Here is a 25,152-nt window from a genome sequence, read left to right as displayed (position 1 = left end):
CCTAGAGGCTGGCGGGTCAGGACCCTGGTGGGCCCGTCACCGCGTGGGCCAGTCGGGTCGCCGCGGTGGCGCGGGGGCGGTTGTCGGCGGGGCGGCGGCGCGGGTGGACCGTGGTGGCGAGCAGCACCAGGAACGTGTCCGTCACCGGGTCCAGGACGAGGGACGTACCCGTGAAGCCCGTGTGCCCGGCCGCGCCCGCGCCCGCGAGCTCCCCCATGAACGACGCCTCGTCGACACGGAAGCCGAGCCCGGGCGCCGCGAGCATCAGGTCGACGAAGTCGGGGCCGAGGATGCGGGCGGTGCCGTACGAGCCGCCGCCGAGCAGGGTCCGGCAGAGCACCGCCAGGTCGTACGCCGTGGAGAAGAGGCCCGCGTGGCCGGCGACGCCGCCGAGGGCCCAGGCGTTCTCGTCGTGCACCTCGCCGCGCAGCATGCCGCGCTCGGCCTTGGCCCAGGGGCGGCGCTGGTCCTCGGTGGCGGCGGCGCCGGCCCGTGGCCCGTAGGACGTGGCGGTCATGCCGAGGGGGCGGGTGATGCCCTCGCGGACGAGGACGTCGAGGGGGCGTCCTGTGAGGCGCTCCAGGAGGTGCTGGAGCAGCAGCATGTTCAGGTCGGAGTAGAGGTACTCGCCGGGTTTCGACGACGGGGCCTCGGCGCGCAGCAGCGCGAGCCGGGCGGCCCGGTCGGGGGCGTCGTACAGCGGGAGTTCGGGGCGCAGGCCCGAGGTGTGGGTGAGGAGCTGGCGGACGGTCGTGGCGGCGCGGGCCGCGCCGGTGAACTCGGGGAGGTAGGCGCCGACCCGGGCGTCGATGCCGAGGGTGCCGCGCTCGATCTGCTGCACGGCGGCGATCGTGGTGAACAGCTTGGTCAGCGAGGCGAGGTCGAAGGGCGTGTCGAGGGTCATGGGGACGCGGGCGGCGGCCGGGAGTTCGACGCCCCGGTCGGCGGTCTCGTCGTAGGCCGCGTAGCGGACGGCCCAGCCGCAGGCGGTCTCGGCGGCGATGACCGGGCCGCGCCCGGCGAGCAGCACGGCGCCCGCGCACCAGGGGCGCGCGCCGTTCGGCAGGGTGCGTACGTGGCGGACGAGGCGGGCGATCTGCCCGGTGTCCAGGCCGGCCCGCTCGGGGGTGCCGTGCCGCAGTCGTGGGGAGCTCAGCGCTCCGTCACCTCCCTCGTCGCCCCGGCCGCGTGGCGCCAGGGGCGGCACAGGGCCAGGAAGGCGACGGCGGCGGCCAGGCCGCAGACGAGCTGGACCAGGGCCATCGGCACGGCGGTGTGTTCGCCCGCGATGCCGACGAGCGGCGAGGCGACCGCGCCGATCAGGAAGGACGAGGTGCCGAGCAGGGCGGACGCGGAGCCCGCGGCGTGCGGGGTGCGCAGCAGCGCGAGGGCGTTGGTGTTGGGGGTGGCGAGGCCCATGGATGCCATCAGCACGAAGAGTCCGGCGGCGACGGGGGCCAGGCCGACGTCGTCCGGGGCGCCGAACGTGCCGGTGGCGACGAGCAGCAGGAAGGCGGCGGCGACGACGGTCAGCGAGAGGCCGACGGCGAGGACCTTGTCGAGGCTGACGCGGCCGACGAGGACCTTGCCGTTGAGCTGGCCGACGGCGATGAGGCCGATCGAGTTGAGTCCGAAGAGGAGGCTGAAGGTCTGGGGCGAGGCCCCGTAGATCTCCTGGATCACGAACGGGGAGGCGCTGATGTACGCGAACAGCGCGGCGAACGCGAAGCCGCCCGCGACCATGTACCCGGTGAAGACGCGGTCGGCGAGCAGGGAGCGCATGGTGCGCAGGGCTTCGAGGGTGCCGCCGGAGTGGCGCCGCTCGGGCGGCAGCGTCTCGGGCAGGAACCTGCCGACGAGCGCGGTCAGGGCGATGCCGATGAAGGTGAGCACGACGAAGACGCCGCGCCAGTCGGTGACGCGCAGGATCTGGCCGCCGATGAGGGGCGCGACGATCGGGGCGACGCCGGATATCAGCATCAGGGTGGAGAAGAAGCGGGCCATGGCGACGCCGTCGTAGAGGTCGCGCACGACGGCCCGGGCGATGACGATGCCGACCGCGCCCGCCAGGCCTTGCAGGAGGCGGAAGGCGACGAGCAACGCGGCGTCCGGTGCGAAGGCGCAGATCGCGGTGGCGGCGACGTACACGAACAGGCCGGCCATGAGCGGTCTGCGCCGGCCCCACTTGTCGCTCATCGGGCCGACCACGAGCTGGCCGAGCGCCATGCCGGTCAGACAGGCGGTGAGGGTGAGCTGTGCGGTGGCGGCGGAGGTGTGCAGGGCGCCGGTGACCTCGGGCAGGGCCGGGAGGTACATGTCCATGGACAGCGGCGGCACCGCGGTGAGCCCGCCGAGGACCAGGGTGACGAGCAGGCTCGTGCGAACGGCCGCGCGGGGAAGGGGAGTTGGCGCCTCCGCCCGGGTGACCTGTGGCTGCTCCGCTTCCTTCCTGGTGTCCCCGGTACTTCCGCTCTCCGCCATCCTGTCGCCCCTCGTTCCCTTTCGTCTCTCCCGGCCGTACGTGCGATTACCTATGCTCTCAGCTCGGCGCAGTGGTCGGAACCGATATCTGAGGTGGCTGGGATGGCAGCGGAACGCGTGCGGTGGGGGATTCTCGCGACGGGTGGGATCGCCGCGTCGTTCACGGCGACCCTGTCGGACCTGCCGGACGCCGAGGTGGTGGCGGTGGCCTCACGGTCGAAGACGTCGGCGCAGGCGTTCGCGGAGCGGTTCGGGATCGACCGGGCCTACGGCGACTGGGCCTCCCTCGCCGCCGACGAGGATGTCGACGTGGTGTACGTGGCCACACCGCACGCCGCGCACCGGGAGGCGGCCGGGCTCTGCCTGGAGGCGGGGCGTGCGGTGCTGTGCGAGAAGTCGTTCACGCTGAACGCGCGCGAGGCCGAGGAGTTGGTGACGCTCGCGCGTGCGCGCGGCGTCTTCCTGATGGAGGCCATGTGGATGTACTGCCATCCGATGGTCCGGCGGCTCAAGGCGCTGGTCGACGACGGGGCGATCGGTGAGGTGCGCACCGTGCAGGCCGACTTCGGGCTCGCCGGCCCTTTCCCGCCCGCGCACCGGCTGCGGGACCCGGCCCAGGGGGGCGGTGCGACCCTGGATCTCGGGGTGTACCCGGTGTCGTTCGCGCATCTGCTGCTCGGTGAGCCGTCCGGGGTGAGCGCGCGGGCGGAGCTCTCCCCGGAGGGCGTGGACCTTCAGACCGGGATGCTCCTCTCGTGGGCGGGCGGTGCGCAGGCCGTGCTGCACTGCGCGATCAATTCCGGTACGGGGGTGACGGCGTCCGTGACGGGTTCCGCGGGCCGGATCGACGTGCCCGCCGGGTTCTTCTACCCGGAGCGGTTCGTGCTGCGCCGGGACGGTCGCGAGCCCGAGGAGTTCGTGGCGGCGCCGGAGGACGGGCCCCGTGACTCCATGCGGCACGAGGCGCTGGAGGTCATGGGGCGGCTGCGGGCCGGTGACACGGAGTCCCCGCTGGTGCCGTTGGACTCCTCGCTCGCGGTGATGCGGACCCTGGACGCCGTGCGCGCGGCCGTCGGGGTCCGGTACCCCGGGGAGCGGTGAGCCGCCCCGCGGGGTCTCACGCCGGACGCAGGCCCTGGTCGCCGACCTCCGTGACGAACGAGGCCGCCGTCGTGATCGGCGCCCCCGGCACGGTGACGGCCGGGACCGTCCTGAAGTCGGCCCGCGCCTCGGTGCGGCCGAGGCCCACGGTCACGTAACCCCGGCGCCCGTCGAAGAACTTCAGGTGCGGGTTGGCCTTGGTGTACGTCTCCCAGGTGGCGGGCCGCTCCGCCCCGTCCTTGCCGGAGGCGATGGACGTGGCGACGATCTCGGTGCCGAGGGTGCGCGACGCCGGGTCGGCGAAGTCGTCCTTGATGTCGAAGGCGTAGCCGACGTGCACGTCACCGGTGAGAACCATCAGGTTCTCGACGCGGGCCGCCTTGGCCCCGGCGAGCACCCGGTCGCGTGAGGCCCGGTAGCCGTCCCACGCATCCATGGAGAGCTTCGCGTTCGCGGTCAGGTCGAGCTTGCGCTCGGAGAAGGTGACCTGCTGCGGCACGACGTTCCACAGGGCGCGCGAGTGGCGCCAGCCGTCGATGAGCCAGCGCTCCTGGGTGGCGCCGGTGATGGTGCGCCTCGGGTCGTCCGACTCGGGTCCCGGCGCGTGGGCGGTGTCGCCGTAGGCCTGGTCGGAGCGGTACTGGCGGGTGTCGAGGATGTCGAACTGGGCGAGCCGGCCCCAGACCAGCCGGCGGTAGAGCTGGGCGTCGGGCCCGGTCGGGAGCTGGGGGCGGCGCAGCGGCTGGTTCTCCCAGTACGCGCGGTACGCGGAGGCGCGGCGCAGCAGGAACTCGGCCGGCTTGTCGTCGTTCTCGGAGATGTCGCCCGCGTAGTTGTTCTCGGTCTCGTGGTCGTCCCAGGTGACGACGAAGGGGTGCGCGGCGTGCGCGGCCCGCAGGTCGGGGTCGGACTTGTAGAGGGCGTAGCGCAGCCGGTAGTCCTCCAGGGTCACGGTCTCCCGGTTGAAGACGTCGGGCAGGACGCGGTCGGTGTACTTGCGGGCGCCGCCGACCGCGTTGACCGCGTACTCGTAGAGGTAGTCGCCGAGGTGGAAGACGACGTCGACGTCGTCGTCGGCGAGGTGCCGGTAGGCGGTGAAGTAGCCGTCGTGGTACGCCTGGCAGGAGACGGCGGCCAGGGTCAGCGCCGCCACGTGCGCGGAGGCGGCGGGCGCGGTGCGCGTCCGGCCCGTCTCGCTGACCCAGCCGCCCACGCGGAAGCGGTAGTAGTAGACGCGGCCCGGTGCGAGGTGCTCGACCTCGACGTGCACGGAGTGGTCGAACTCGGGGTGCGCGGTGGTGGTGCCGCGCCTGGCGACGCGCCGGAAGCGCTCGTCGTGGGCGAGTTCCCAGCGCACGTCGACACGCCGGGCGGGCAGTCCGCCGCCGGTCTCGTAGGGCTTCGGGGCGAGGCGGGTCCACAGCAGTACGGATGTGGGCAGCGGGTCGCCGGAGGCGACACCGAGGGTGAACGGGTCGCTGGTGATCTTGCGGGCGTCCAGTTCGGCGGCGGCGGCGCTGCCGGCGGTCGGCAGGTTGGTGGCGAAGGCGAGCGCGGCGGCGGCGCCGGTGACGGTGAGGAACCGGCGGCGGCCCAGGTGCTGGGCGGCGGCGCGAAGATCGGGCGTGTGCTGCGGTACGTGTGACATGGGGCCCCTCCCCTGACTGCTGAGGTCGTCTGCTGTGCGGCGTCCGGTGCTGTGCTGCGTCTGGTGCTGTGTCTGGTGTCAGGGGAATTCGAGTGGGCCAGGACGACGCAGGCCTGTCACGTACACAACAGCCACATGGCGGATCGGTGATCTCCCCGTGGCCGCGCCGCCCGTACGCTGCGGCCCCATGAACGATCAGCGAACCGCAGAGACGACAACCACCGGACCCAGGAGCGCCGTGGTCACCGGCGCCGGCTCCGGCATCGGCCGGGCCGTCGCCCTCGAACTGCTGCGCTCCGGCTGGCGCGTGGCCCTCGCCGGCCGCCGCGCCGAGACCCTGGAGGAGACGGCGGGGCTGGCCCCCGGCGCGGAGTCCCTCGTCGTCCGCACCGACGTGTCGAGCCCCGACGACGTGGCGGCCCTCTTCACCGCCGCACGCGACCGGTTCGGCCGGCTCGACCTGCTGTTCAACAACGCGGGGACGTTCGGGCCCGGTGGCGTACCCGTGGAGGAGCTGGCGTACGACGCGTGGCGGCATGTCGTCGACACCAACCTCAACGGGGCGTTCCTGTGCGCGCAGGCGGCGTTCCGGCTGATGAAGGAGCAGGACCCGCAGGGCGGACGGATCATCAACAACGGGTCGATCTCGGCGCACACGCCCCGCCCGCGTTCGGTCGCGTACACGGCGACGAAGCACGCCCTGACGGGCCTGACCAAGTCGCTCTCCCTGGACGGCCGCCCGTACCGCATCGCCTGCGGGCAGATCGACATCGGCAACGCGGCGACCGACATGACCGAGCGCATGCGGTCCGGGATCATGCAGGCCGACGGGGAGCTCGCGACGGAGCCGGTGATGGACGTGGCGGACGTGGCCCGCACGGTGCGGCACATGGCCGAGCTGCCGCTGGAGGCCAATGTGCAGTTCGCGACGGTGCTCGCCACGAACATGCCGTACATCGGCCGGGGTTGAGCCCGCCCGATGAACCCACCGTTTACTTGAGATGTACATCTCTACAAGCGGAATAGCGCCTACCGGCTCATTACTGGGCACCGCGCCCCGTATGCTCAGCTCCTCTCCACGAGAACTTCACATTTGGAGTGCACTTTGCGCATACGTTCCGCGGCCCCGGCCGCCCTCGCCGCGGTCGCCCTCGCGGGTTCGCTGCTCGCCGCGTCGCCGGCCTCCGCCGCCGCGCACCAGGGTGGGCTGCACCTCGGCTACATCCAGTACGACAGCCCCGGCTCCGACGGCGGCAGCAACGGCTCGCTGAACGCGGAGTGGGTGAACATCCACAACAACACCCGCTCCGCGATCCAGCTCAAGGGCTACAAGCTGAAGGACAACACGGGCTACACGTACACCTTCGGCAGCTACAAGATCGGCGCCGGGAAGACGGTCAAGGTCCGCACCGGCAAGGGCACCAACGCCTCCGGTGTCCGGTACTGGGGCCGTAGCTGGTACGTCTGGAACAACACGGGCGACAAGGCGCGACTGATCAAGCCGAGCGGCACGCAGCTCGACTCCTGCTCCTGGAGCCGGCTCGGCTCCGGCGGGGTCAGTTGCCACTGAGGGCCCACGACTGAGCCATCACGAGGGGGGAGGAAGGGGCGTCCGCGGCCGTACGCGCGGACGCCCCTTCCGCATACCGGCACTCCTTGTACCGGCACTCCTTCCGTATACCGGCACTCCTTCCGTGTATCTGCCGGTGAGGGCGGGCGGGCCTGGGTCAGAATGCCTTCATGAACGAAGATGACGTGCTGCGCTACACCGCCTTCGCCACCAGCCCCGCCGGAGGCAACCCGGCCGGAATCGTGCTCGACGCCTCCGCCCTCGACGACGGGGGCATGCTCAAGATCGCCGCCGATCTCGGCTACAGCGAATCCGCGTTCGTGACCCCGGGCCCCGCCGGAAGCGACGAACGGACGTACACCCTGCGCTTCTTCAGCCCCAAGGCGGAGGTCTCGTTCTGCGGCCACGCCACCGTCGCCACCGCGGTCGCCCTCGCCGAGCGGCAGGGCGCGGGCGACTACGTGTTCCACACCCCGGCCGGCGAGGTCCCGGTCACCGTCGACCGGGCCGGGGACGCCCTGCGCGCGACCCTCACGAGCGTCGCGCCGCACCTGGAGGACGTGAGCGACGACGACCTCACCGAGGCGCTGGCCGCGCTCGACTGGCCGGCCGCCGACCTCGACCCGGCCCTCCCGCCCCGCCTCGCCTACGCGGGCGCCCGCCACCTCGTCCTCGCCGCGGCCACCCGGCAGCGCCTCGCCGACCTCGACTACGACTTCGACCGGCTCGCCGCGTTGATGCACCGCCTGGACCTGACGACGGTCCAACTGGTGTGGCGCGAGAGCGATTTTACCTTCCACGTACGGGACCCGTTCCCCGTCGGGGGTGTCGTCGAGGACGCCGCCACGGGCGCTGCCGCCGCGGCGTTCGGGGCGTACCTGCGCGAACTGGGCCTGATCCCTCGGGCCGCCGAGTTGACCCTGTACCAGGGCGCCGACATGGGCCGCCCCGGCGAGTTGACGGTGACGCTGCGGGAGGGTGACGCGCGGGTCCGGGTGAGCGGCACCGCCGTACCCATCCCGTAGCGCGTCCAGGCAGGTCAGCGGCGAGGGGCCGCGGTGGCCGCCGACCGCCTCACCCACCACCCGGACAGGTCACCCGAACGGCTCCGCGCGCGAGGTGCGCGGGCCCGGGGTGCCGGACGGTGGTGACATGACTTGCACACGTTCGCGTATCCCCCGCTCGTACCGCACCTCCGCCGGCACCTGCCGTTCCCGCCGCGACCTGGGACTCCTCGCGCTGCGCCTGGGCACAGGAGGGGTCCTCGCCGCGCACGGCGCCCAGAAGCTCCTCGGCTGGTTCGGCGGGGGCGGCGTGTCCGGCACCGCCACCGCCATGGAGGCCATGGGGTACGCCCCCGCCAAGGCGAGCGCCCTCGCGGCCGGGCTCGGCGAGGCGGGCGGCGGGGCGCTCCTCGCGCTCGGCCTCGCCACCCCGCTGGGCGGCGCCGCCGCGGCCGGAACCATGGCGGGCGCGGCGGCCGTGCACGCCCCGAACGGCTTCTTCGCCATGGAGGGCGGCTACGAGTACCCGGCGTTCCTCGGCTTCGTCGCCGCGGGCCTCGCCGTGACCGGCGCGGGCCGCTACTCCCTCGACCACGCCCTCGGCCACGTCCTCGACCGGCACTGGATGGTGCCGACGGCGCTCGTCGGGGCCGCGGCGGCGACGCTGGCGGTGGTCGGCTCGCGCACCAGGCGGGTCCGGCAGGCGCAGCCCGAGGAGTGAGCGGAGGGTCGCCCCCTAGGCTCTCCACCTGTGACGACGAACGACGACGAACTCTGGACGACCATCGACCGGCTGCGCGCCTGGCTCGACGAGAACAACCGGCGCCCTCCCCAAGAGGCCTTGCTGCTGCGGGTGTTGAAGCTCTCGGAAGAGGTGGGCGAGGTGGCGCAGGCCGTCATCGGCGTGGCCGGCCAGAACCCGCGCAAGGGCGTCAGCCACACCTGGCAGGACGTCGAGTCGGAGCTGTGCGACGTGGCCGTCACGGCGCTGGTCGCACTCAGCACGCTGACCCCGGACGCGCGCGGGACGCTCGCCGCGCACCTGGCCAAGGTGACCGAACGCTCGCTGGGCCCGGCGCCGGAGGTCCAGGGCTGATGCCGCCGCACGAGAAGCCGGTCGTCGTCCCGCACGACCCCGCGTGGGCGCGGGGCGGCGCGGAGCTGTGCGCCCGGCTGCGGTCCGCGCTGGGCCCCTCCGCGCTGCACGTCGACCACATCGGCTCGACCTCCGTGCCGGGCATGGCCGCCAAGGACATCTACGACGTGCAGGTGAGCGTCGCCGACCTGGACGCCGCCGCCACCGCGTTCGAGGCGCCGCTGGCCGCGCTCGGCTTCGTACGGCTGCCGTATCTGCGCGACCACGTGCCCGCCGGACGGGAGGACGAGGCGGACCCGGCCGACTGGGCCAAGCGGTACTGGTCGCGGCGGACGGCGGACACCGCGCCCGTCAACCTCCATGTGCGCAGGGCCGGTTCGCCGAACGAGCGGCTCGCGCTGCTGTTCCGGGACTGGCTGCGCGCGACGCCGGAGGCCGTTCCCGCGTACGCCCGGTTCAAGTACGTACTGGCGGCGGCCGTTTCGGACACCGGCACGTACGCCGACGTGAAGGACCCCGTCGTCGACCTCGTCGGCGTCGTCGCCGAGCAGTGGGCCGCGCGGACGGGCTGGCGACCGCACGGCTGACGCCCCGCGAGAGCCGGGGCAGGTGAACGGCTACCATCGCCGCCATGACAGACAGGCGCCGAACCACCGAACTCCCCCGCTTGGGCGTGGCCATCGTGACCATGGGCAACCGGCCGGGGGACGTGGACGCGCTGCTGGAGTCGGTGGCCAAGCAGGACGCCCCGCCGACCCGCGTCGTCCTGATCGGCAACGGCACGCCCCTGCCGGAGTTCACCGGCCTGCCGTTCGAGGTCACCACCGTCGAACTGGACGACAACCTCGGCTGCCCCGGCGGTCGCAACGTGGCCCTCGCCCGGCTGCGCGATTTCGGCGACGTGGACATCGCGGTCGAACTCGACGACGACGGCCTGCTCGTCGACGCCGACGTCTTCTCCACGATCCAGAGCCTCTACGCGTCCGACCCGCGCCTGGGCATCGTCGGCTTCCGCATCGCCGACGAACTCGGCGAGACACAGCGCCGCCACGTGCCCCGGCTGCGCGCGAAGGACCCGATGCGGCGCGGCCTCGTCACCGCGTTCCTCGGTGGCGGCCACGCCTTCTCGATGGACATGCTGGCCGAGACCGGCGACTGGCCCGCCGACTTCTTCTTCACGCACGAGGAGACGGACCTGGCCTGGCGCGCGCTCGACGCGGGCTGGAAGGTCCTCTACGAACCGTCGCTGCTGCTCCAGCACCCGAAGACGTCCCCGGCCCGGCACGCCGTCTACTACCGCATGACGGCCCGCAACCGCGTCTGGCTGGCCCGCCGCCGCCTCCCCCTCCCCCTGATCCCGCTGTACCTGGGCACCTGGACCCTCCTCACCCTGCTGCGCACCCGCTCCCTCGGCGGCCTGCGCGCCTGGGCGGCCGGCTTCGCGGAGGGCGTCCGCACACCCGCCGGCGAACGACGCCCCATGCGCTGGCGCACGGTGTGGCGCATGACGCGACTCGGACGCCCGCCGTTGATCTGAGGCGCGGCCTGGAGTGGGCGGACGGGCTTGTCTTCGGCGCCTTCGACCGGCGCCGCGCCTACGGTCTGCCCGGAGGGAAGCCCTGGCCCAAGTGCGAGGAAATACGCCCAAAAGGGGATGTCGGCGTGGTTGCCTGGCGCTAGCCTGACACGGCTGCGGAGTACAGATATCCGCAGGTTGTGGGGGGAGATACGTGACTGATGCCTCAGCTCGTCTGATCTTGATAGCTTACGCTGCTGGTTACCTCCTCTGCCTCTCAGTTGCCGTGGACGTGCTCACGCACCATCCCTTCGACTGGATGAGAACGGGATCCAGTCAAAGATTTCGCATCTTCCTGATCTTCGCCCCATTGATCGCAGTCGGATTTATTCCTTTGGGGCTTGTGACAAGCGCCATCTATCTGGGAAATGTGCGTCCGCGTCTGGTCCGCGATGCGAGGGCTGTAGCTGGGCAGGGCTGGCCACCTGTAAGCAGGAAGCCGACTCTGGGCCTTGCCTGGTTCTGGCGTGAACTACAGGCTTCACAAAAGGTGAAGACCGTCCTGTCCGCAGGGGTCGCCACATTCCTTGTCGTCGCCGTCACCAGGTTCTCTCCCGACTGGAAAGATGCGTCACCCTGGACGGTGTCCGCGATTCGCGCGTTCCTGTGGCCGACTTTCTTCCTGGCATCGTATCTCGGTCTCGGGATCATCAGGCTCTACCTCGGCTCTCAGAACACAAGGCCGTCGCGAGCAGTGATGCGGACAGAAGCTCTGGCGCAAAGGGAGTATGACCGACGAGTCCGCGAATTCAACGCACGCAATGGCTTCTAGCTTCACCGAAGTTCGCGGCATGCGGTAGTCAGTCGCACCCTTGCGGGAGACGGCCATGCCTGCCTTGATGGCGTCGGCGCGCGCCGACTTGAGCTGCTTGCGGACCTCGGCGAACGCGTGGTGCGCGTCCCGCAGCAGCGACGCGACAGCCTTGGCTTCCGTCTGGGCCTTCTGGAATTCCTGCAGGGCGATGTCGAAGCGCCGACCGGCCACATCCGCGCTCAGACCCGACCAGGTCTGCTCCATGCGGATGCCGTGGACGTCACGGTCGTAGGCGATCTCCTGCTTGTGAAACTCCTTTGCCATCCCCTCCCACCGCTCGGCGGCCGTGCTGAGCGTGGACAGGTCGACGGTCATGATGTCGTGGTACGTCGGCATGCTTTTCCCGTGATCCTGCTGCGGCTTGTTCGAGCGGCGGGCGCGCGGCCCGGCTGGGTCAGAAACCGTCGAGCGCGGACAGCGAGCGCGTCTTCGCGCCGACCGCGCCGTCGGTGCCCTGCAGGGTGTTGTTGGCGCTCCGCAACGCGGCCTTCTCCGACGAGAGGCGGTTCAGCAAGGCGTGCACCTGCTGACCCCAGGTCTTGGGGGCCTTCTTCAAGGCGCCCGAGGTGAGCCATCCGTCGCTGAACTCGTGAACCGCCGCACCGGTTTCGGTATCCGCCCAGTCACCGGCCTTACGCGTGTCGGGCTCGATGTACTGCTCGATGGCGCGCGCGGCGGCCTTCTTCTTCGCCGGGCTCGACGCGAGATCCTTCTGCCCGCCGCGGGCGGGACCCTCAGCAGCGGGAGTCTGATTCAGCCGCATCCCGACCGAGCCGTCCGACCCGCCGTTCGGCACCTGCCGTTCCCCCTTCGTGTCCGTCACGAATCTCGCCCCGCTCAGTCTTCTTCATGTCACGGTCTGCCCGTGTGATTGGTGTCCTGGTACGGCCACGGCCGCCCCTGTCCGCCCGGCGTATGGCCTGCGTGCGGGGACTGTGCCCAACTCTGCTGCGTCGTCGACGGCGCGGGTGCGAGCAGGGCCGTTCGACGACGCCTGCGGCTGCGCACCACAAGCACCCCGCCCCCTGCCAACGCCAGCGCGCCCACACCTGTCAAGATCCACGGCAGGGCGCTCGCCCCGTTGCCGGAAGACGCCGCGGCCGGCGGAGCCGAGGAATTCGTGGACGGTGCGCTCGCGCTTCCCGAGGCCGTCGACGCTCCGTCCTTGTAGTCCGGCAGCGGGTACGTGTCAGCCGCGCCTGGATCCCCGGGACTCGTCAACGCGATCCGCGGCCGTACGGCGCCGTAGCCGATGTCGTCGGTGCGCTCCTTGCCGCTCACGGGGCCGCTCGCTGTGTTGAGCATGACCCGGAGAACCTGGTTGTTCGTCCACTTTGGATGCTTCGACCAGATCAAGGCGGCCGAGGCGGAGGCGATGGCCGAGGCGTCACTGGTGCCGCTCGATCTGCACACACGCGACGTGCTGCTCAGGCATGCGGCAACCATGTCCGCGCCGGGAGCCACCAGATCGACCTGCGGACCGTGCTGGGACTCCGCTGTCTTCTTCAGGTTCTTACCGATCGCGCCAACGCCCACGACGCCCGGCGTCGCGGCCGGGTACTGCGGTCTGTTGCTGCCGGAGCCGGTGTTACCCACACCCGCGAAGACCAGCTTGTTCTTGGACAGCGCATACGCGACCGCGTCGTCCAGCATCTTCGAGTGCTCCGAACCGCCCAAGGAGACATTGATGACCTGGGCATCTGAGTCGGCGGCGTAGCGGATGGCCTTGGCCACATACGTCGGGTAGTCGTCCGGGTTGCCGTTCTTGCGGCTCCACTCGTTGAAGTCCGGCACCCGGATGGGGAGGATCTTCGCTCCCGGAGCCAGGCCGTACGAACCCGACTCGGCCCCGCGGGCTCCGGTACCGGCGATGAGTACGGCCATGCCCGTGCCATGACCGTCGTAGTCCGTGTGCTCACCGCCGCGACGCTTGGAGTAGTCCTTGCCCGACAGGACCTGGCCCCGGAGATCGGGCAGGGAGGAGTCGACTCCCGAGTCGACGACCGCGACCGTGACGCCCTTCCCGGTACTGGTCTTCCACATCTGGTCAGCGCGCATGGCATCCAAATGCCACTGCCGTTCACGAACAGAGTCGGCGGAGGCAGGCGTTGCGGCGGACCCTGCCAGCACGACGCCGCACAGGGCCGACACCAGGCGGAGTCTGCGGACCTGCTTCGTATGGGAGCCCATGGTCATCCTTCGTTGTCACGCCGAGTCGTCGGGGGCATGCCCGGCAGACGAAGCGGCGGCTGCTCCCGCTCCGGCTGCACCGCCTCGGTCTCTGCTTCTTCGCGCGCAGGCCGCTCCTCTCGCCGACGCTGCTCCGAGGCAAGCCGAGCACCATCCTTACCCGCCGTCGACGCGGATCCACCGGCGGGTCCGCCCCGCTGTCCCCGAGCAGCACGGCCGCTCTCCACTCCACGTGGAGCGCCGGCTCCGGCCGTAGGGGAAGGGCTACGACGCGTCTTTGAGGGCTGCGGCCGGCCGCCGACGACGCCGTCCGAGTGGGCGGGCATCCGTCCGGCGGCGGCGCTCCCCCGTCCCGTGCCAGGTACGCCGGCGCCTCGGCTCGGCGCTCCTCCGGTGCGCGCCCCCTGCAGAGCACCGCCACGGGCTCCGGTCCCCTGCTGTGCCGGGGACCCGCCCACCACCGTGCCCTGGGACATCCCGCTCGCGGAGCGGGCCGTCGGCGCGGTTACGGGACGGCCGCCGGCGATCCCGTTGGACGGCCGCCCCGGACTCGCGCCTTCCGGGCCTCGCACGGGTGACGTAGAGCCGCTCGGCATCCCGGACCCGGTCACCCCAGGAACCCCGCGTCCGGACGGAACCGCCCGCGATGTAGCTGGGGTCCCTGGAGCACCCGGGGCCGTCGGCGTACCGACCGCCCCGCGCTGTCCGTAAGCCGTCGGAACACGGCCGCCGCTGACGACGCGTGGCGGAACACCGGTGCGGGCCGTGCCACCGAACACCGGCGGCGGCGTGCCAGGGAGTGCGGTCCCCACAGGTGAGGTGCCACCCGGCAACGCGGATGGCGTCGAGGCCGGAGTCGCCGGAGTCGATGAGGCGGGGGACGGCAACGTGCCGACCCGGTCGAGGCCGACAGCCGTCCCGCCCGCGGACAGATCGGGAACTGATGTATACGCCGCAGGAGTTGTGGGCGCCGGTTGTACTCCTCCGGCCAGGGCGGCGCCACGGGCCGCTTCACGAACTCCTGCAGCACCTGCCGCGGCAACGCCGATCCCGCCCACCGCGACAGCGGTCCCGGTATTCGTTGACGAGGGAACGTCCTCGCCCTGCTCGCTGTCGCGGATACCCCGGGGCACGAACTTCTCCGGCAGCTCCGGAAACTCCGGCGCCTTCAAGGCCTCGATCTGCTCGGTCGATGCCGAGTACGACTGCCCAAGTTTGATCATCAACTGGGCGGCCTCTGCCCGGTCGTTGTCGTACTGGGTCTGCGCCGACGTCACCGACGACTCCGAGGGTCCGCCATCGTGGTTCCCGACGTCCGTCGCCTTGGCCGCGTGCGCATCCAGGATCGAGCGCGCCGAGGCAGCGGAATTCTTCAGGGACTCCAACTGCGGCTTGACCTCGTGCAGGGTGTCCGCCGCGTGGCCCAGCCACTTCCCGGCGCTCTCGCTGTAAACCCCCAGACTCAACGTCGCCCGCGCGGCCTCGTCGATCCACTTGCGGAAGGCGTCGCCACCCTCGCCATCCCACGCGACGGCCGTGCTGTGCGTCTTGAGGTCGTCGCCGATCTCCGTGATCGTCTTCGCCGCCGACGTCAGCAACGCACCGAGGTCCGAGGCTGTCCCACCGTCCGCCGGCTCGACCATCGCCCACAGCTCCTGCGGAGTGTGCACGGCGAAGCGGTACTGCTTGACCATGCCGAACATGTGGGAACCCAGGCCGCCGCTCATGCCCCCTCCTCGCCGGCGCGTTCCTCACACCGGGCATCAGCTACCCGCATCACAAGCCCCCCGCCTCGCTGTCCGTCGACTTCGGCGCAGGTTCACCAGCAGACGCGCCACCCGAACCACGGTGCCCTGAGTCGGCTGCCGACTTCGCGCCCGGGCCCACCAGCTCATCCGCCTGTGTCCGGATCCGGCTCAGGCGAGCCCGTACATCATCGTCGAGGTTGTCGTAACCCGCCTTCGAGGCATCGACCGTCACTACCAGCCCTTCGATCTGCAGGGCCAGCATCTTGGACAGGTTCTCCAATTGGCTGTGCACATGCGTATAGGCGGAGTGCAGCGAGTCCGCCTCGTCGAACGCCCCCAATCGCCCACCGGGCAATGCCCCGTTCGCGATCGATTTCGGCGCCGCCTTCGACTTCTCCAGGTTCCGCAGCAACTCGTCGACCCGGCGCTTGAACGCCGACAGCGTCTCGCCCTCGACCTTCATGGCCTTCGCCGCCACGCTGCCGGCCGCCACGGCCGACGCCGCAAGACTCCCCGGCGCCCCGCCGACGCCAGCCGCTGCCGCCTGCGACGCATCCCCCGTGCCGTCGGACACGATCAGACCCTCCCCGTAAAACCTGCCCTCGGCACACGTCCGGTTCCGCCGAGGCTCCTGTTGATGTTCTCATCTGTAACAGATGCAACGTGAGCACGGTATCGGGCCCTACAGCCACTGCAGCGCCCCATCGAGTAAAGGCACACGTAGTGACTGAAAACCACTGGCAGACCAAGCCGCCGGAAATTCTCAACCGCGCGCACGAGACGGTGATGAGGACCGCATGTCTCCCCAGGCCAGCCCAACACACACAGCTCGGCGGACCGCCTCGAAGATCCAGCCTCCTCGGACACATCGCTACATGCTGGTGCGGGCATCTGGCTCGGTTTGGCGGTTTCTCACCGGCCTCACGATCTGAACGCGGCAGGCGGATGCACCTCTTACACCGACAGGAACGGGCTCGCGCTCCCGTGCCCCTCAGCTGCACGGCAGTGTCGCCCACACCAAGATCAATGCACACCCGTGCACAACCACGCGAAAACTCCCGGGGAACGCCCAGGTCAACCGGGCGCACCGCCCCAAACGCCAAACGACCCCTACCCGGGGAAAATCCCAGGTCAGGGCCGTAAAAGCAGACGAGTCGGGCTGTACGCCGGGTTCTGTCGCCCGGTCACCTCGCGGTGGCCGGGGAGACGGCCATCCATCTAGGGCCGGCGTTGCCACCGGCCTCGTGCGGTCTACCCGCGGACTCGGGCGGGCAGCCCTCGAACGTCCGCGCAGGGCGCTTTTCACGGCGCCCCTCTTGACCTTGCTCCAGGTGGGGTTTACCTAGCCGCCTGAGTCACCTCAGGCGCTGGTGGTCTCTTACACCACCGTTTCACCCTTACCCGGCGCCGAAGCGCCGGGCGGTCTGTTTTCTGTGGCACTGTCCCGCGGGTCACCCCGGGTGGCCGTTAGCCACCACCTTGCCCTGTGGAGCCCGGACGTTCCTCGGGGGGTTCCGGAGAATCCCACGCGGCCGTCCGCCCGGCTCGTCTGCCGTGCCGTCCATGATACCCGGCGTGCGCCATGGGCTCCCCCGCCGTCGTCCCGGGGGGGCGCCGCCTTGACCCCTCCGTAGCGTCAACGTTTCTACTGGGGCCATGAGGATCGGAGAGCTCGCCGCGACCGTCGGTGTCACCCCGCGCGCCATCAGGCACTATCACCATCTCGGGCTGCTGCCCGAACCCGAACGTCTGGGCAACGGGTATCGCGCGTACGGGCTGCGGCACGCGGTCGAGCTGGCCCGGATCCGGCGGCTGACCGAGCTGGGGCTCGGCCTCGGGGAGGTGCGGGACGTGCTGGCCGACGACGCGGGGCGTGAGCTGGCCGAGGTGCTGGCCGAGCTGGATGCCGACCTGGCACGGCAGGAGGCCGCGATCCGTGAGCGCAGGGCCAGGCTGCGGGAGTTGCTGGCCCGGGCCGAGCGGGGGCTGCTGCCCGCCGAAGGGACGGTCTCGCCCGAACTGGCCGACCTGCTGGCCCAGTCGGGCGGCCTGGGCGCCGAGTCGCCGATGGCCGCGAAGGACCGGGAGATGCTTGCCCTCATCGATACGACCGCGCCGCCCGAGGCCCGCGCCCAGCTCATGGCGGCGCTGCTGCCCACGGTCACCGAGCCGGGCGCCCTGGACGCGGCCCGTGACGTGTACGCGCGGTTCGACGCGCTGGCCGACGCGGCGCCGGACGATCCGCGGGTGACCGAGGCGGCGCACGCCCTGGTCGCGTGCCTGCCGGCCGATCTGCCGGACCTCGGGGGGCCGGAGCGGAGCGGCTTTCTCGACGCCGTCCTCGCCGATGTCACCCCCGCCCAGGCCGAGGCCCTGCGGCTCGCGCTGCGCCTGGCCGCCGCGGGCGGTGCGCGGTGAAGCGGCTGGTGCGGGCGCTGGCGTGCGGGGTCATGGCCGGTGAACTCGGGCTCGTAATCTGCCTGTTGGCGGGGGTGCGGGTGCCGTGGGGCGTCGAGGCCGCCGTGCTGTTCATGGTCGCCGTCGAGGCGGGGCTGCTCGTCGTCGCCTACCGGCGCAAGGGCCGGGGTGCCCTCGACGATCTGGTGCCGGTGACCGCGCGGCGGCTGCTCGGTCACGAGCTGCGGGTGTTCGGGAGCTTCGGGCTGTGGGTGGCGCGGCGGCGGCACGGCGTGCCCGCGGGGGCCGAGGGCTTCCCGTACGCGCGGGGGCAGGCGGCGATGATGTACGCGTTCGCGTTCGTCTGTGTCGTAGAGACCTTCGGGATGTGGGCGCTGCTGCGGGACTGGCCCGTGGCGCACCGGATCGTGCTCTTCCTCGACGTCTACACCGTGGTCATGGTGCTCGGTCTGCACGCGGCGTCCGTGACCCGGCCGCACGTACTGGCCGCCGACGCGCTGCGGGTGCGCCGGGGCGCCCATGTGGATCTGTGGATACCGCTGGAGCGGATCGCGGCCGTGCGCCGGGAGAACCGGTTCACGCACACGGCGGCCGACGGCGAGCTGAACCTCGAAGTCGCCTCCCAGACCAGCCTGACCCTCGAACTGGACGCTTCCGTACGGCACTTCGGCTTTCTGGGGCGTCCTGCCGAGGTCCGTCTGGTGCGGCTGCACGCCGAGGAGCCCGACCGGCTGGCGCGGGCCCTGGAGGAGCGGCTCACGCGGGTGCGAACCGTACCCTCGCCCGTCCCGGATCTGCCTGGGTGAGGCGGACGCGCAGCCGCTCCCCCAGGGGCAGCGCGGTGGTGCCGCCCTCGATCGGGGCGACGACGGCCGGTTCGGGGAGCTGCACGGTGCCGACGGTCCGCTCCTTCTCCCGCACGTCCACCACGTAGGCGTCGAAGAGGTCACCGACGCGGTGCCGCAACAGCGCCGCCTCGACGAGGTCGACGCAGCCGCGCTCCACGGCGTTGGCCCGGCGGGTGCCGTCCGCCATCTCCTCGGGCAGCGCGGCCAGCGCCTCGACCGCCCACCCCGGCGGGTCCTGCCCGGCGCACGCGGCCAGGCACAGTTCGGACGCGTACCGGTCGACGAGGCGGCGCAGCGGGGCGGTGCAGTGGGTGTAGGGCGCGGCGACGGCGGCGTGCGTGGTCAGCGGCGGGCGCTCGCCGTCGGTGAAGGGGGTGTAGCCGGCGCCGCGCAGCAGGGTCGTGCACTCCTGGAGGAAGGCCGCGTGGTGCGGGCGGTGCGGGTCGAGGGAGCGGATGAGGTCGGAGTAGGGGAGGTGGTGCGGCCAGTCGATGCCGAGCGCCTTCGCGGTGTGGCGCAGGCGGCCGACGGCGCCGTCGGGGGCGGTCGGCAGGGTGCGCAGGATGCCGGTTCCGGCGGCGAGCATGAGGTCGGCGGCGGCCATGCCGGTGAGGAGGGAGATCTGCGCGTTCCAGGAGGAGGCGGGCAGCGGGGCGCGGTAGGCGAGTTCGTACGTGTCCTCGCGGGCGATGATCTCCTGTTCGGGGACGTGCAGGGAGATGCCGCCGCGTTCGGCCTCCAGGTGCTCGCGCAGTCGCCCGATGTCCCGCAGCAGCGCGACGGGCTCCTCGGCGCTCGCGTCGTCGATGGCCTGCTGCACGCCCGCGTAGTCGAGTTTGCCGCGGCTGCGCACCAGGGCGCGGACGACGTCGGTGCGCTGTGCGCGGCCGTCCGGGTCGAGGTCGATCGTCCACAGGACGGCCGGGCGGGTGCGGCCGGGGAGCAGGCTCGCGGCGTCCTCGCTGAGCGCGGTCGGGTGCAGCGGGACCTTCTCGTCCGGGAAGTAGAGGGTGGTGACGCGGCGGTGGGCCTCGGTGTCGAGGGCGCCGCCGGGGGTGACGAACGCGGCGACGTCGGCGATCGCGTACCGCACGCGGTAGCCGCCGCCGGGGCGCCGGGACAGGTGCATGGCCTGGTCGAGGTCGGTGGACGTGGGCGGGTCGACCGTGAAGAACGGGATCGCCGTCTCGTCGCGTGAGGGTGTCCTGGGCGGGTCCGCGGCGACGCGGGACGCCTCGGCGCGTACGTCGGGCGGGAACTCCCCGGGCACGTCCAGCTTCGTACGCAGGTCACGCAGCGCGGCACCGAGCGGCGCCTGCGGTGCGCCGGTCACGCGGAGGTGGCGGCGGGGCATACACCGAGCGTAGGGCGGGAGGGGTCCGGCGGCACGACGGCGGGGCGGCCGGGCAGGCGCGGCCGATTACCCTGGCGCGGGGCCGCACCCCTCCCCGCCGCTCAGAAGGATCAGAAGGAGAAGCACGTGCTCGTCTTGCTGCCGCCGTCCGAAGGTAAGGCCGCCTCCGGCCGGGGCGCCCCGTTGAAGCCGGAGTCGCTCTCGCTGCCGGGGCTCGCGGGGGCGCGGGCCGCGGTCCTGGACGAGCTGGTGGAGCTGTGCGCGGCCGATGAGGACAAGGCGCGCGACGTGCTCGGTCTGAGCGAGGGGCTGCGCGGCGAGGTCGCCAAGAACGCGGGGCTGCGCACGGCGGGCGCGCGGCCGGCCGGGGAGATCTATACGGGTGTCCTGTACGACGCGCTGGGCCTTGCCTCGCTCGACGCGGCGGCGAGGAAGCGGGCGGCGCGGTCGCTGCTGGTCTTCTCGGGGCTGTGGGGCGCCGTGCGGGTGACGGACCGGATTCCGTCCTACCGCTGCTCGATGGGGGTGCGGCTGCCGGGGCTCGGCGCGCTCGGCGCGTACTGGCGGGCGCCGATGGCCGAGGTGCTGCCGGAGGTGGCCGGGGACGGCCTGGTGCTGGATCTGCGGTCGGCGGCGTACGCGAGTGCGTGGAAGCCGAAGGGTGAGGTGGCGGAGCGGACGGCGACGGTGCGGGTGCTGCACGCGCCGACCCGCAAGGTCGTCAGCCATTTCAACAAGGCGACCAAGGGCCGCATCGTGCGTTCGCTGCTGACTTCGGGGGTCGCGCCCGCGTCCCCGGCGGAGCTGGTCGAGGCGTTGCGGGACCTCTCGTACGAGGTGGAGGTCGAGGAGCCCGCGAAGGCCGGGCGGGCGTGGAGTCTGGACGTCCTGGTGGACGAGGTGCACTGAGAGACGAGGCGGTTCATTGCAGCATGCGCAACGGGCTTTGCGCATGCTGCACAGCGCGGGCAGGATGTGCCCATGACCTCCTTCGCGCCCACGGGTTCCTCCGTGCTCGATCTCGCCCCCGTCGTTCCCGTCGTCGTCGTGGAGGACGTCTCCGACGCGGTGCCGCTCGCGCGGGCGCTGGTAGCGGGCGGGCTGCCCGCGATCGAGGTGACCCTGCGCACGCCCGCCGCGCTCGCCGCGATCCGGGCGATCGCCACCGAGGTGCCGGACGCGGTCGTCGGCGCGGGCACCGTGATATCCCCCGCGAACGTCGCCGACTCGGTGGCCGCCGGTGCGCGGTTCCTGGTCAGCCCCGGCTGGACGCAGACGCTGCTCGACGCGATGAAGGCGTCGGGGGTGCCGTTCCTGCCGGGGGTGTCGACGACGTCGGAGGTCGTGGCGCTGCTGGAGCGCGGCGTCACCGAGATGAAGTTCTTCCCGGCCGAGGCCGCGGGCGGCGCCGCCTATCTGAAGGCGCTCTCGGGCCCGCTGCCGCAGGCCCGCTTCTGCCCGACCGGCGGGGTCTCGCCCGCGAACGCCGCCGACTACCTGACGCTGGCCAACGTCGGCTGCGTGGGCGGCAGTTGGATGCTTCCGGCCGACGCCGTCGCCGCGAAGGACTGGGCGCGGGTGGCGACGCTGGCCCGCGAGGCGAGCCTCATCGCAGGTGCGCGGTCTCGTTGAGGCAGCGGACGCTGGCGTTGCCGTCGGCGTAGTACGCGATCGTCGTCAGGGACGCCGCCGCGAGGTCCATGCGGAACAGGGCCTCGGGCGGGGCGCCGAGCGCGAGCCGCACCAGCGTCTTGACGGGCGTGACGTGGCTGACGAGGAGAACGGTGCGGCCCCGGTAGGCGGCGGTCAGCCGGTCCCGGGCCGCGGCGACCCGCGCGGCGACCGCCGCGAAGCTCTCGCCGCCGCCGGTGGGCGCGGCGTCGGACGAGGCGAGCCAGGCGTCCATGTCGTCCGGGTGGCGTTCGCGGACCTCTTGGAACGTGAGCCCTTCCCAGGCCCCGAAGTCCGTCTCGCGCAGGCCGTCGTCGACCGTGACGCCGAGGCCGAGCCGGTCGGCCACCACCTGGGCGGTCTCCCGGCAGCGCTTCAGCGGCGACGACACGATCGCCTCGACCGTGCCGTGCTCCGCGAGGGCGTCCGCCGCGCGCCGCGCCTGGCGGCGGCCCGTCGCGGACAGCTCGGGGTCGCCGCCCCCGCTCCCGGAGAACCGTTTCTCGGGGGTGAGGGCGGTCTCGCCGTGGCGCAGCAGCACGAAGGTGGCCGGGGGGCCCAGGTCGGGCGGTCCCGCGGCCCGGGTGGCGGTGCCGCTCAGAGGCCCGACTCCGAGGTGCGGACCAGGATGCGGCGGCAGTTCTCGCAGCGGACCACGGCGTCGGGGGCGGCGGCGCGGACGTCGTTCAGCTCCGTGATGTTCAGTTCGAGACGGCAGCCCTCGCAGCGGCGCTGGAACAGCTTGGCCGCGCCGACGCCGCCCTCCTTCTCGCGCAGCTTGTCGTAGAGCTTCAGGAGATCGGCGGGGATGGAGCCCGCGACGACCTCGCGCTCCTTGGTCACCGTGGCGGCCTCGGCGTCGAGCGCGGCGGCGGCCTCGTCGCGGCGGGCCGTCGCGGCGTCGACCTTCTCCTGCACGGAGGCGAGCCGCTGGGTGAGTTCGCCGACGCGCTCCTGGGCGGACTCGCGGCGCTCCATGACCTCAAGGACGACGTCCTCCAGGTCGCCCTGGCGCTTGGCCAGCGAGGCGATCTCCCGCTGGAGGTTCTCCAGGTCCTTCGGCGACGTGACCGCGCCGGAGTCCAGGCGCTGCTGGTCGCGGTTGGCGCGCTGACGGACCTGGTCGACGTCCTGCTCGGCCTTGGTCTGCTCGCGGGCGCAGTCGCTCTCCTCCGTCGTCGCGGCGACGTGCAGGTCACGCAGTTGCGCGAGGTCCTTGGTGAGCGACTCGATCTCGGCGTGCTCGGGCAGCGACCTCTTCTTGTGCCGGAGCTGCTGGAGGCGTACGTCCAGATCCTGGACGTCGAGGAGGCGGATCTGGTCGGCGGGCGCGGCGTTCAGTTGGGGGCTCCAAAAGTAGTCAGGGGTTCGCGGTGGGACGCCGCGTGGGCGGTCCAGGGGTCGGTGACCGTACGCGAGACGTGGACGCGCAGGCCCCATCCCTCGCGGTCGGAGATCTCGTCGAGCTGGGCTGCGGCCAGCTCGCACCAGGGCCACTCGGTGGCCCAGTGCGCCGCGTCGAGCAGCGCGAGAGGTGTGTGGGCGCGGGCCTCGCTCGCCGGGTGGTGGCGCAGGTCCGCGGTGAGGAAGGCGTCGACGCCCGCGGCGCGGACGTCGTCGAAGAGGCTGTCGCCGCTGCCGCCGGAGACCGCGAGTGTACGGATCGTCGCGTCGGGGTCGCCCGCGACGCGGATGCCCTGCGCGGTGGCCGGGAGGCGCTCGGCGGCGCGGGCCGCGAGGTCGCCCAGGGTGAGGGGGTGGTCCAGCTCGCAGACGCGGCCGAGGCCCCGGCGGCCCGTGGGGTCCGAGGGGTCGGGCACGAGGGGGCGGACGACCCGGACGTCGAGCGCTCCGGCGAGCGCGTCGGAGACACCGGGGTCGGCCTTGTCGGCGTTGGTGTGCGCGACGTGCAGCGCGATGTCGTTCTTGATCAGGGTGTGGACGGCCCGGCCCTTGAAGTGGGTCGCGGCGACCGTCGTCGTGCCGCGCAGATAGAGCGGGTGGTGGGTGACCAGGAGGTCCGCGCCGAGCTTCACGGCCTCGTCGACGATCTCCTGGACCGGGTCGACGGCGAACAGGACCCGGCCGATCTCGGCGTCCGGGTCCCCGGCGACCGTGCCGACCGCGTCCCAGCCCTCGGCGAGGTCGGGCGGCCAGAGGGCGTCGAGCGCGGCGGTTACTTCAGACAGACGGGGCACGCAGACAGGTTACCTGCGCCGCGCGCCCCTCCCCCAAGCCCGGCTCCCTCCGTGCCCCCCGCCGGTCCGTGAGCACACCAAGTACTTCCCTCACAGCCGTTTCCGGCCACCGCCACCCTTTGGTGTGAAGAGGAGGGCGGCGCGCGCCCCCGGAGGTACGTACGAAAACTAGCTTCGGTCCTGCAGACGCACGGGACGGGACACCGAGAAGTCAGCGAGAAGTCAGGACGACCGGAGGCGACGGATTCCCATGACGGCCTTGGCCACCGAACCCGCGACGGCGGTACGACCGGAGCCGCCGCGGCCCGGGTGCGTGATCACCGCGGACGCGACGTACGCGGCACGGCTCGCGCACGACGGGGCGAGCCCCGGGTCCTGGTTCCCCGAGCGCTGGACCCTCGACGGGCCGGAGCCGTACGCGGTGCCGCTCCCCTCCCACCAGCCGGAGGAGCCGGGCACGGTCGTCCTGCCGCTGACCGACGGCCGGGTGCTCGTGCGGCGCGAGGGCGGCGGCCGGCACCTGTTCTCCCTGCTCTACCCGACCGGGCCCGGCACCGGGGAGGTGCCGCTCGGCTCGGTGGAGTGCGGGGCGCTGACGATGCTGCCGCCGTCGCCGGACGGGCTGCGCGCGTTCGCGCTCGCGGTGCGCGAGGAGACGACGGACGTGTGGCTGGTCGCGGGCGGCTCGTTCGGGCCCGAGCACGTGGCCGAGGTGAAGGGGCGCTGCACGGGTGGGGTGTGGCTGGATCACGCGGGCCGGCTGCTCGCGCTGGACCGGGAGCCGCCCGGGGGCGGGCCGGTGAAGACGGTGGCGGTGGATCTGGAGCGGGGCGGTGAGGCGTCGCCACTGTTGCAGATCACCGAGGACAGTACGGACCGGCTGCTCCTCGCCGATCCGGACAGCGGGCTGATCGTGGTCCGCTCGGACGCCGCGGAGCCGGGCCGGCCGCGGCTCGGCTGGGGTGTGCTCGGCAGCACGTTGCCGATCCGCTTCCCGAAGGCGCTGCGCCCGGCGGACCGCGCGATGACACCGTTCGCCGTGCAGCCGGGGCAGACGCTGATGCCGGAGGGGTGCGCGGTGGCGCTGCGCATCGACAGCACGGCCGGTCCCGCGGGTTCGCCGTGGCTCGGCGTGTGGCGTCCGGCGGAGGGCCGGCTGCATCAACTGGGCGCGCCGCGCGGGTGGTTGGCGGGGTGCGGCTTCTGGTCGCGGGAGGGCGTGCTGGCGTTGCCGTACGCGACCGAGGACGTGCCGTGCGGGCTCGCCCGGCTCCCCGCGCCGGAGCCCGCGGCGCCTCCCGAGAGCGCGCCGGACAGCGCGCCGACGCCTGCCGCGCCGCGCCCCGTGCCGTTGGCGCAGGCACCTCTCGGCGGGCGCAAGCAGGGTGGTTAGACTCCTGCGGCGGTAACCGAAGGATCTTGTACGGGGTGACGG

At 72.3% G+C, this 25,152-nt stretch carries 23 protein-coding genes, 1 other RNA gene and 1 pseudogene; 13 read left to right on the top strand and 12 right to left on the bottom strand.

Features of this window, described 5'->3' with window-relative positions; translation table 11 throughout:
• Positions 1 to 16: 16 nt before the first annotated feature.
• Both ACIRF8_RS06035 and ACIRF8_RS06030 read right to left on the bottom strand, forming a co-directional pair.
• Positions 17 to 1,207: a serine hydrolase domain-containing protein gene (locus ACIRF8_RS06035; protein ID WP_404211273.1), complete on the bottom strand. Its 1,191-nt coding sequence runs from the start codon at positions 1,205 to 1,207 to the stop codon at positions 17 to 19.
• Entirely contained in the window at positions 1,153 to 2,481 is a 1,329-nt protein-coding gene (locus tag ACIRF8_RS06030) for a multidrug effflux MFS transporter (protein ID WP_404211271.1), read from the bottom strand. Before ACIRF8_RS06030 ends, ACIRF8_RS06035 begins: the two co-directional genes overlap by 55 nt.
• Before the next feature lie 102 nt (positions 2,482 to 2,583).
• On the opposite strand from ACIRF8_RS06030, the gene ACIRF8_RS06025 reads away from it, so the two are divergent.
• Complete coding sequence (locus ACIRF8_RS06025) at positions 2,584 to 3,582, top strand: Gfo/Idh/MocA family protein (RefSeq protein ID WP_404211269.1); 999 nt, start codon at positions 2,584 to 2,586, stop codon at positions 3,580 to 3,582.
• Between the two features lie 16 nt (positions 3,583 to 3,598).
• On the opposite strand, the gene ACIRF8_RS06020 is transcribed toward ACIRF8_RS06025, so the two are convergent.
• Positions 3,599 to 5,230, bottom strand: a complete 1,632-nt coding sequence (locus ACIRF8_RS06020; RefSeq protein ID WP_404211267.1) for an alkaline phosphatase D family protein — start codon at positions 5,228 to 5,230, stop codon at positions 3,599 to 3,601.
• 187 nt (positions 5,231 to 5,417) lie between these two features.
• On the opposite strand from ACIRF8_RS06020, the gene ACIRF8_RS06015 reads away from it, so the two are divergent.
• The 7 genes from ACIRF8_RS06015 (at position 5,418) to ACIRF8_RS05985 (ending at position 10,437) form a co-directional block, all read left to right on the top strand.
• A complete protein-coding gene (locus tag ACIRF8_RS06015; protein ID WP_404211265.1) occupies positions 5,418 to 6,200 on the top strand; it encodes an SDR family oxidoreductase in 783 nt (260 codons plus the stop codon).
• Positions 6,201 to 6,335: 135 nt separating this feature from the next.
• Positions 6,336 to 6,800 (top strand): lamin tail domain-containing protein, encoded by a 465-nt coding sequence (locus ACIRF8_RS06010; RefSeq protein WP_404211263.1) that lies wholly within the window; start codon positions 6,336 to 6,338, stop codon positions 6,798 to 6,800.
• Positions 6,801 to 6,970: 170 nt separating this feature from the next.
• On the top strand, positions 6,971 to 7,825 hold the full coding sequence (locus ACIRF8_RS06005) for a PhzF family phenazine biosynthesis protein (protein WP_404211261.1): 855 nt from the start codon (positions 6,971 to 6,973) through the stop codon (positions 7,823 to 7,825).
• A 127-nt stretch (positions 7,826 to 7,952) separates the two neighbouring features.
• On the top strand, positions 7,953 to 8,525 hold the full coding sequence (locus ACIRF8_RS06000; RefSeq protein WP_404211260.1) for a DoxX family protein: 573 nt from the start codon (positions 7,953 to 7,955) through the stop codon (positions 8,523 to 8,525).
• 30 nt (positions 8,526 to 8,555) lie between these two features.
• Positions 8,556 to 8,900 (top strand): MazG-like family protein, encoded by a 345-nt coding sequence (locus ACIRF8_RS05995; RefSeq protein ID WP_404211259.1) that lies wholly within the window; start codon positions 8,556 to 8,558, stop codon positions 8,898 to 8,900.
• On the top strand, positions 8,900 to 9,487 hold the full coding sequence (locus ACIRF8_RS05990) for a GrpB family protein (protein WP_404211257.1): 588 nt from the start codon (positions 8,900 to 8,902) through the stop codon (positions 9,485 to 9,487). The genes ACIRF8_RS05995 and ACIRF8_RS05990 overlap by 1 nt, the downstream gene beginning before the upstream one ends.
• A gap of 44 nt (positions 9,488 to 9,531) precedes the next feature.
• Positions 9,532 to 10,437: a glycosyltransferase family 2 protein gene (locus ACIRF8_RS05985; protein ID WP_404211256.1), complete on the top strand. Its 906-nt coding sequence runs from the start codon at positions 9,532 to 9,534 to the stop codon at positions 10,435 to 10,437.
• Positions 10,438 to 11,047: 610 nt separating this feature from the next.
• On the opposite strand, the gene ACIRF8_RS05980 is transcribed toward ACIRF8_RS05985, so the two are convergent.
• From ACIRF8_RS05980 to rnpB, 5 genes are all read right to left on the bottom strand, one after another.
• Complete coding sequence (locus ACIRF8_RS05980; protein ID WP_404211254.1) at positions 11,048 to 11,605, bottom strand: hypothetical protein; 558 nt, start codon at positions 11,603 to 11,605, stop codon at positions 11,048 to 11,050.
• 79 nt (positions 11,606 to 11,684) lie between these two features.
• A complete protein-coding gene (locus tag ACIRF8_RS05975; RefSeq protein WP_404211252.1) occupies positions 11,685 to 12,113 on the bottom strand; it encodes a hypothetical protein in 429 nt (142 codons plus the stop codon).
• Positions 12,114 to 12,142: 29 nt separating this feature from the next.
• Positions 12,143 to 13,441, bottom strand: a complete 1,299-nt coding sequence (mycP, locus tag ACIRF8_RS05970; RefSeq protein WP_404211251.1) for a type VII secretion-associated serine protease mycosin — start codon at positions 13,439 to 13,441, stop codon at positions 12,143 to 12,145.
• Between the two features lie 1,815 nt (positions 13,442 to 15,256).
• A complete protein-coding gene (locus tag ACIRF8_RS05965; RefSeq protein ID WP_404211249.1) occupies positions 15,257 to 15,802 on the bottom strand; it encodes a hypothetical protein in 546 nt (181 codons plus the stop codon).
• Positions 15,803 to 16,374: 572 nt separating this feature from the next.
• An RNA gene (gene rnpB, locus ACIRF8_RS05960) (RNase P RNA component class A) lies at positions 16,375 to 16,776 on the bottom strand.
• 108 nt (positions 16,777 to 16,884) lie between these two features.
• Between rnpB and ACIRF8_RS05955 the strand changes: the two genes are divergently transcribed.
• Together ACIRF8_RS05955 and ACIRF8_RS05950 are read left to right on the top strand one after the other, a co-directional pair.
• A complete protein-coding gene (locus tag ACIRF8_RS05955) occupies positions 16,885 to 17,646 on the top strand; it encodes a MerR family transcriptional regulator (RefSeq protein WP_404211247.1) in 762 nt (253 codons plus the stop codon).
• Complete coding sequence (locus ACIRF8_RS05950; RefSeq protein ID WP_404211246.1) at positions 17,643 to 18,452, top strand: hypothetical protein; 810 nt, start codon at positions 17,643 to 17,645, stop codon at positions 18,450 to 18,452. The genes ACIRF8_RS05955 and ACIRF8_RS05950 overlap by 4 nt, the downstream gene beginning before the upstream one ends.
• On the opposite strand, the gene ACIRF8_RS05945 is transcribed toward ACIRF8_RS05950, so the two are convergent.
• A complete protein-coding gene (locus ACIRF8_RS05945; protein ID WP_404211244.1) occupies positions 18,403 to 19,848 on the bottom strand; it encodes an RNB domain-containing ribonuclease in 1,446 nt (481 codons plus the stop codon). The genes ACIRF8_RS05950 and ACIRF8_RS05945 overlap by 50 nt on opposite strands.
• A 126-nt stretch (positions 19,849 to 19,974) precedes the next feature.
• Between ACIRF8_RS05945 and yaaA the strand changes: the two genes are divergently transcribed.
• Positions 19,975 to 20,757, top strand: coding sequence for a peroxide stress protein YaaA (gene yaaA, locus ACIRF8_RS05940; RefSeq protein ID WP_404211242.1), 783 nt, complete (start codon positions 19,975 to 19,977; stop codon positions 20,755 to 20,757).
• A gap of 72 nt (positions 20,758 to 20,829) precedes the next feature.
• Positions 20,830 to 21,480 carry a bifunctional 4-hydroxy-2-oxoglutarate aldolase/2-dehydro-3-deoxy-phosphogluconate aldolase gene (eda, locus tag ACIRF8_RS05935; protein ID WP_404211240.1) on the top strand — a complete coding sequence of 217 codons (651 nt, stop codon included), beginning with the start codon at positions 20,830 to 20,832 and terminating at the stop codon, positions 21,478 to 21,480.
• Here eda and ACIRF8_RS05930 read toward each other — a convergent pair.
• The 3 genes and pseudogenes from ACIRF8_RS05930 to ACIRF8_RS05920 form a co-directional block, all read right to left on the bottom strand.
• A pseudogene (locus ACIRF8_RS05930) lies at positions 21,455 to 22,093 on the bottom strand (histidine phosphatase family protein); the annotation flags it as partial. The gene eda and the pseudogene ACIRF8_RS05930 sit on opposite strands and share 26 nt — an antisense overlap.
• 23 nt (positions 22,094 to 22,116) lie before the next feature.
• Positions 22,117 to 22,860: a zinc ribbon domain-containing protein gene (locus tag ACIRF8_RS05925; protein ID WP_404212307.1), complete on the bottom strand. Its 744-nt coding sequence runs from the start codon at positions 22,858 to 22,860 to the stop codon at positions 22,117 to 22,119.
• Positions 22,857 to 23,717 (bottom strand): Nif3-like dinuclear metal center hexameric protein, encoded by an 861-nt coding sequence (locus tag ACIRF8_RS05920; RefSeq protein ID WP_404211238.1) that lies wholly within the window; start codon positions 23,715 to 23,717, stop codon positions 22,857 to 22,859. The genes ACIRF8_RS05925 and ACIRF8_RS05920 overlap by 4 nt, the downstream gene beginning before the upstream one ends.
• A gap of 250 nt (positions 23,718 to 23,967) precedes the next feature.
• On the opposite strand from ACIRF8_RS05920, the gene ACIRF8_RS05915 reads away from it, so the two are divergent.
• Positions 23,968 to 25,110: a hypothetical protein gene (locus ACIRF8_RS05915; RefSeq protein ID WP_404211236.1), complete on the top strand. Its 1,143-nt coding sequence runs from the start codon at positions 23,968 to 23,970 to the stop codon at positions 25,108 to 25,110.
• Positions 25,111 to 25,152: the final 42 nt, after the last annotated feature.

Source organism: Streptomyces sp. NPDC102406 (assembly GCF_044765725.1).
GTDB lineage: Bacteria > Actinomycetota > Actinomycetes > Streptomycetales > Streptomycetaceae > Streptomyces.
Note: the sequence above shows the minus strand (reverse complement) of the source record. Positions and strands in the feature narration are given on the sequence as shown.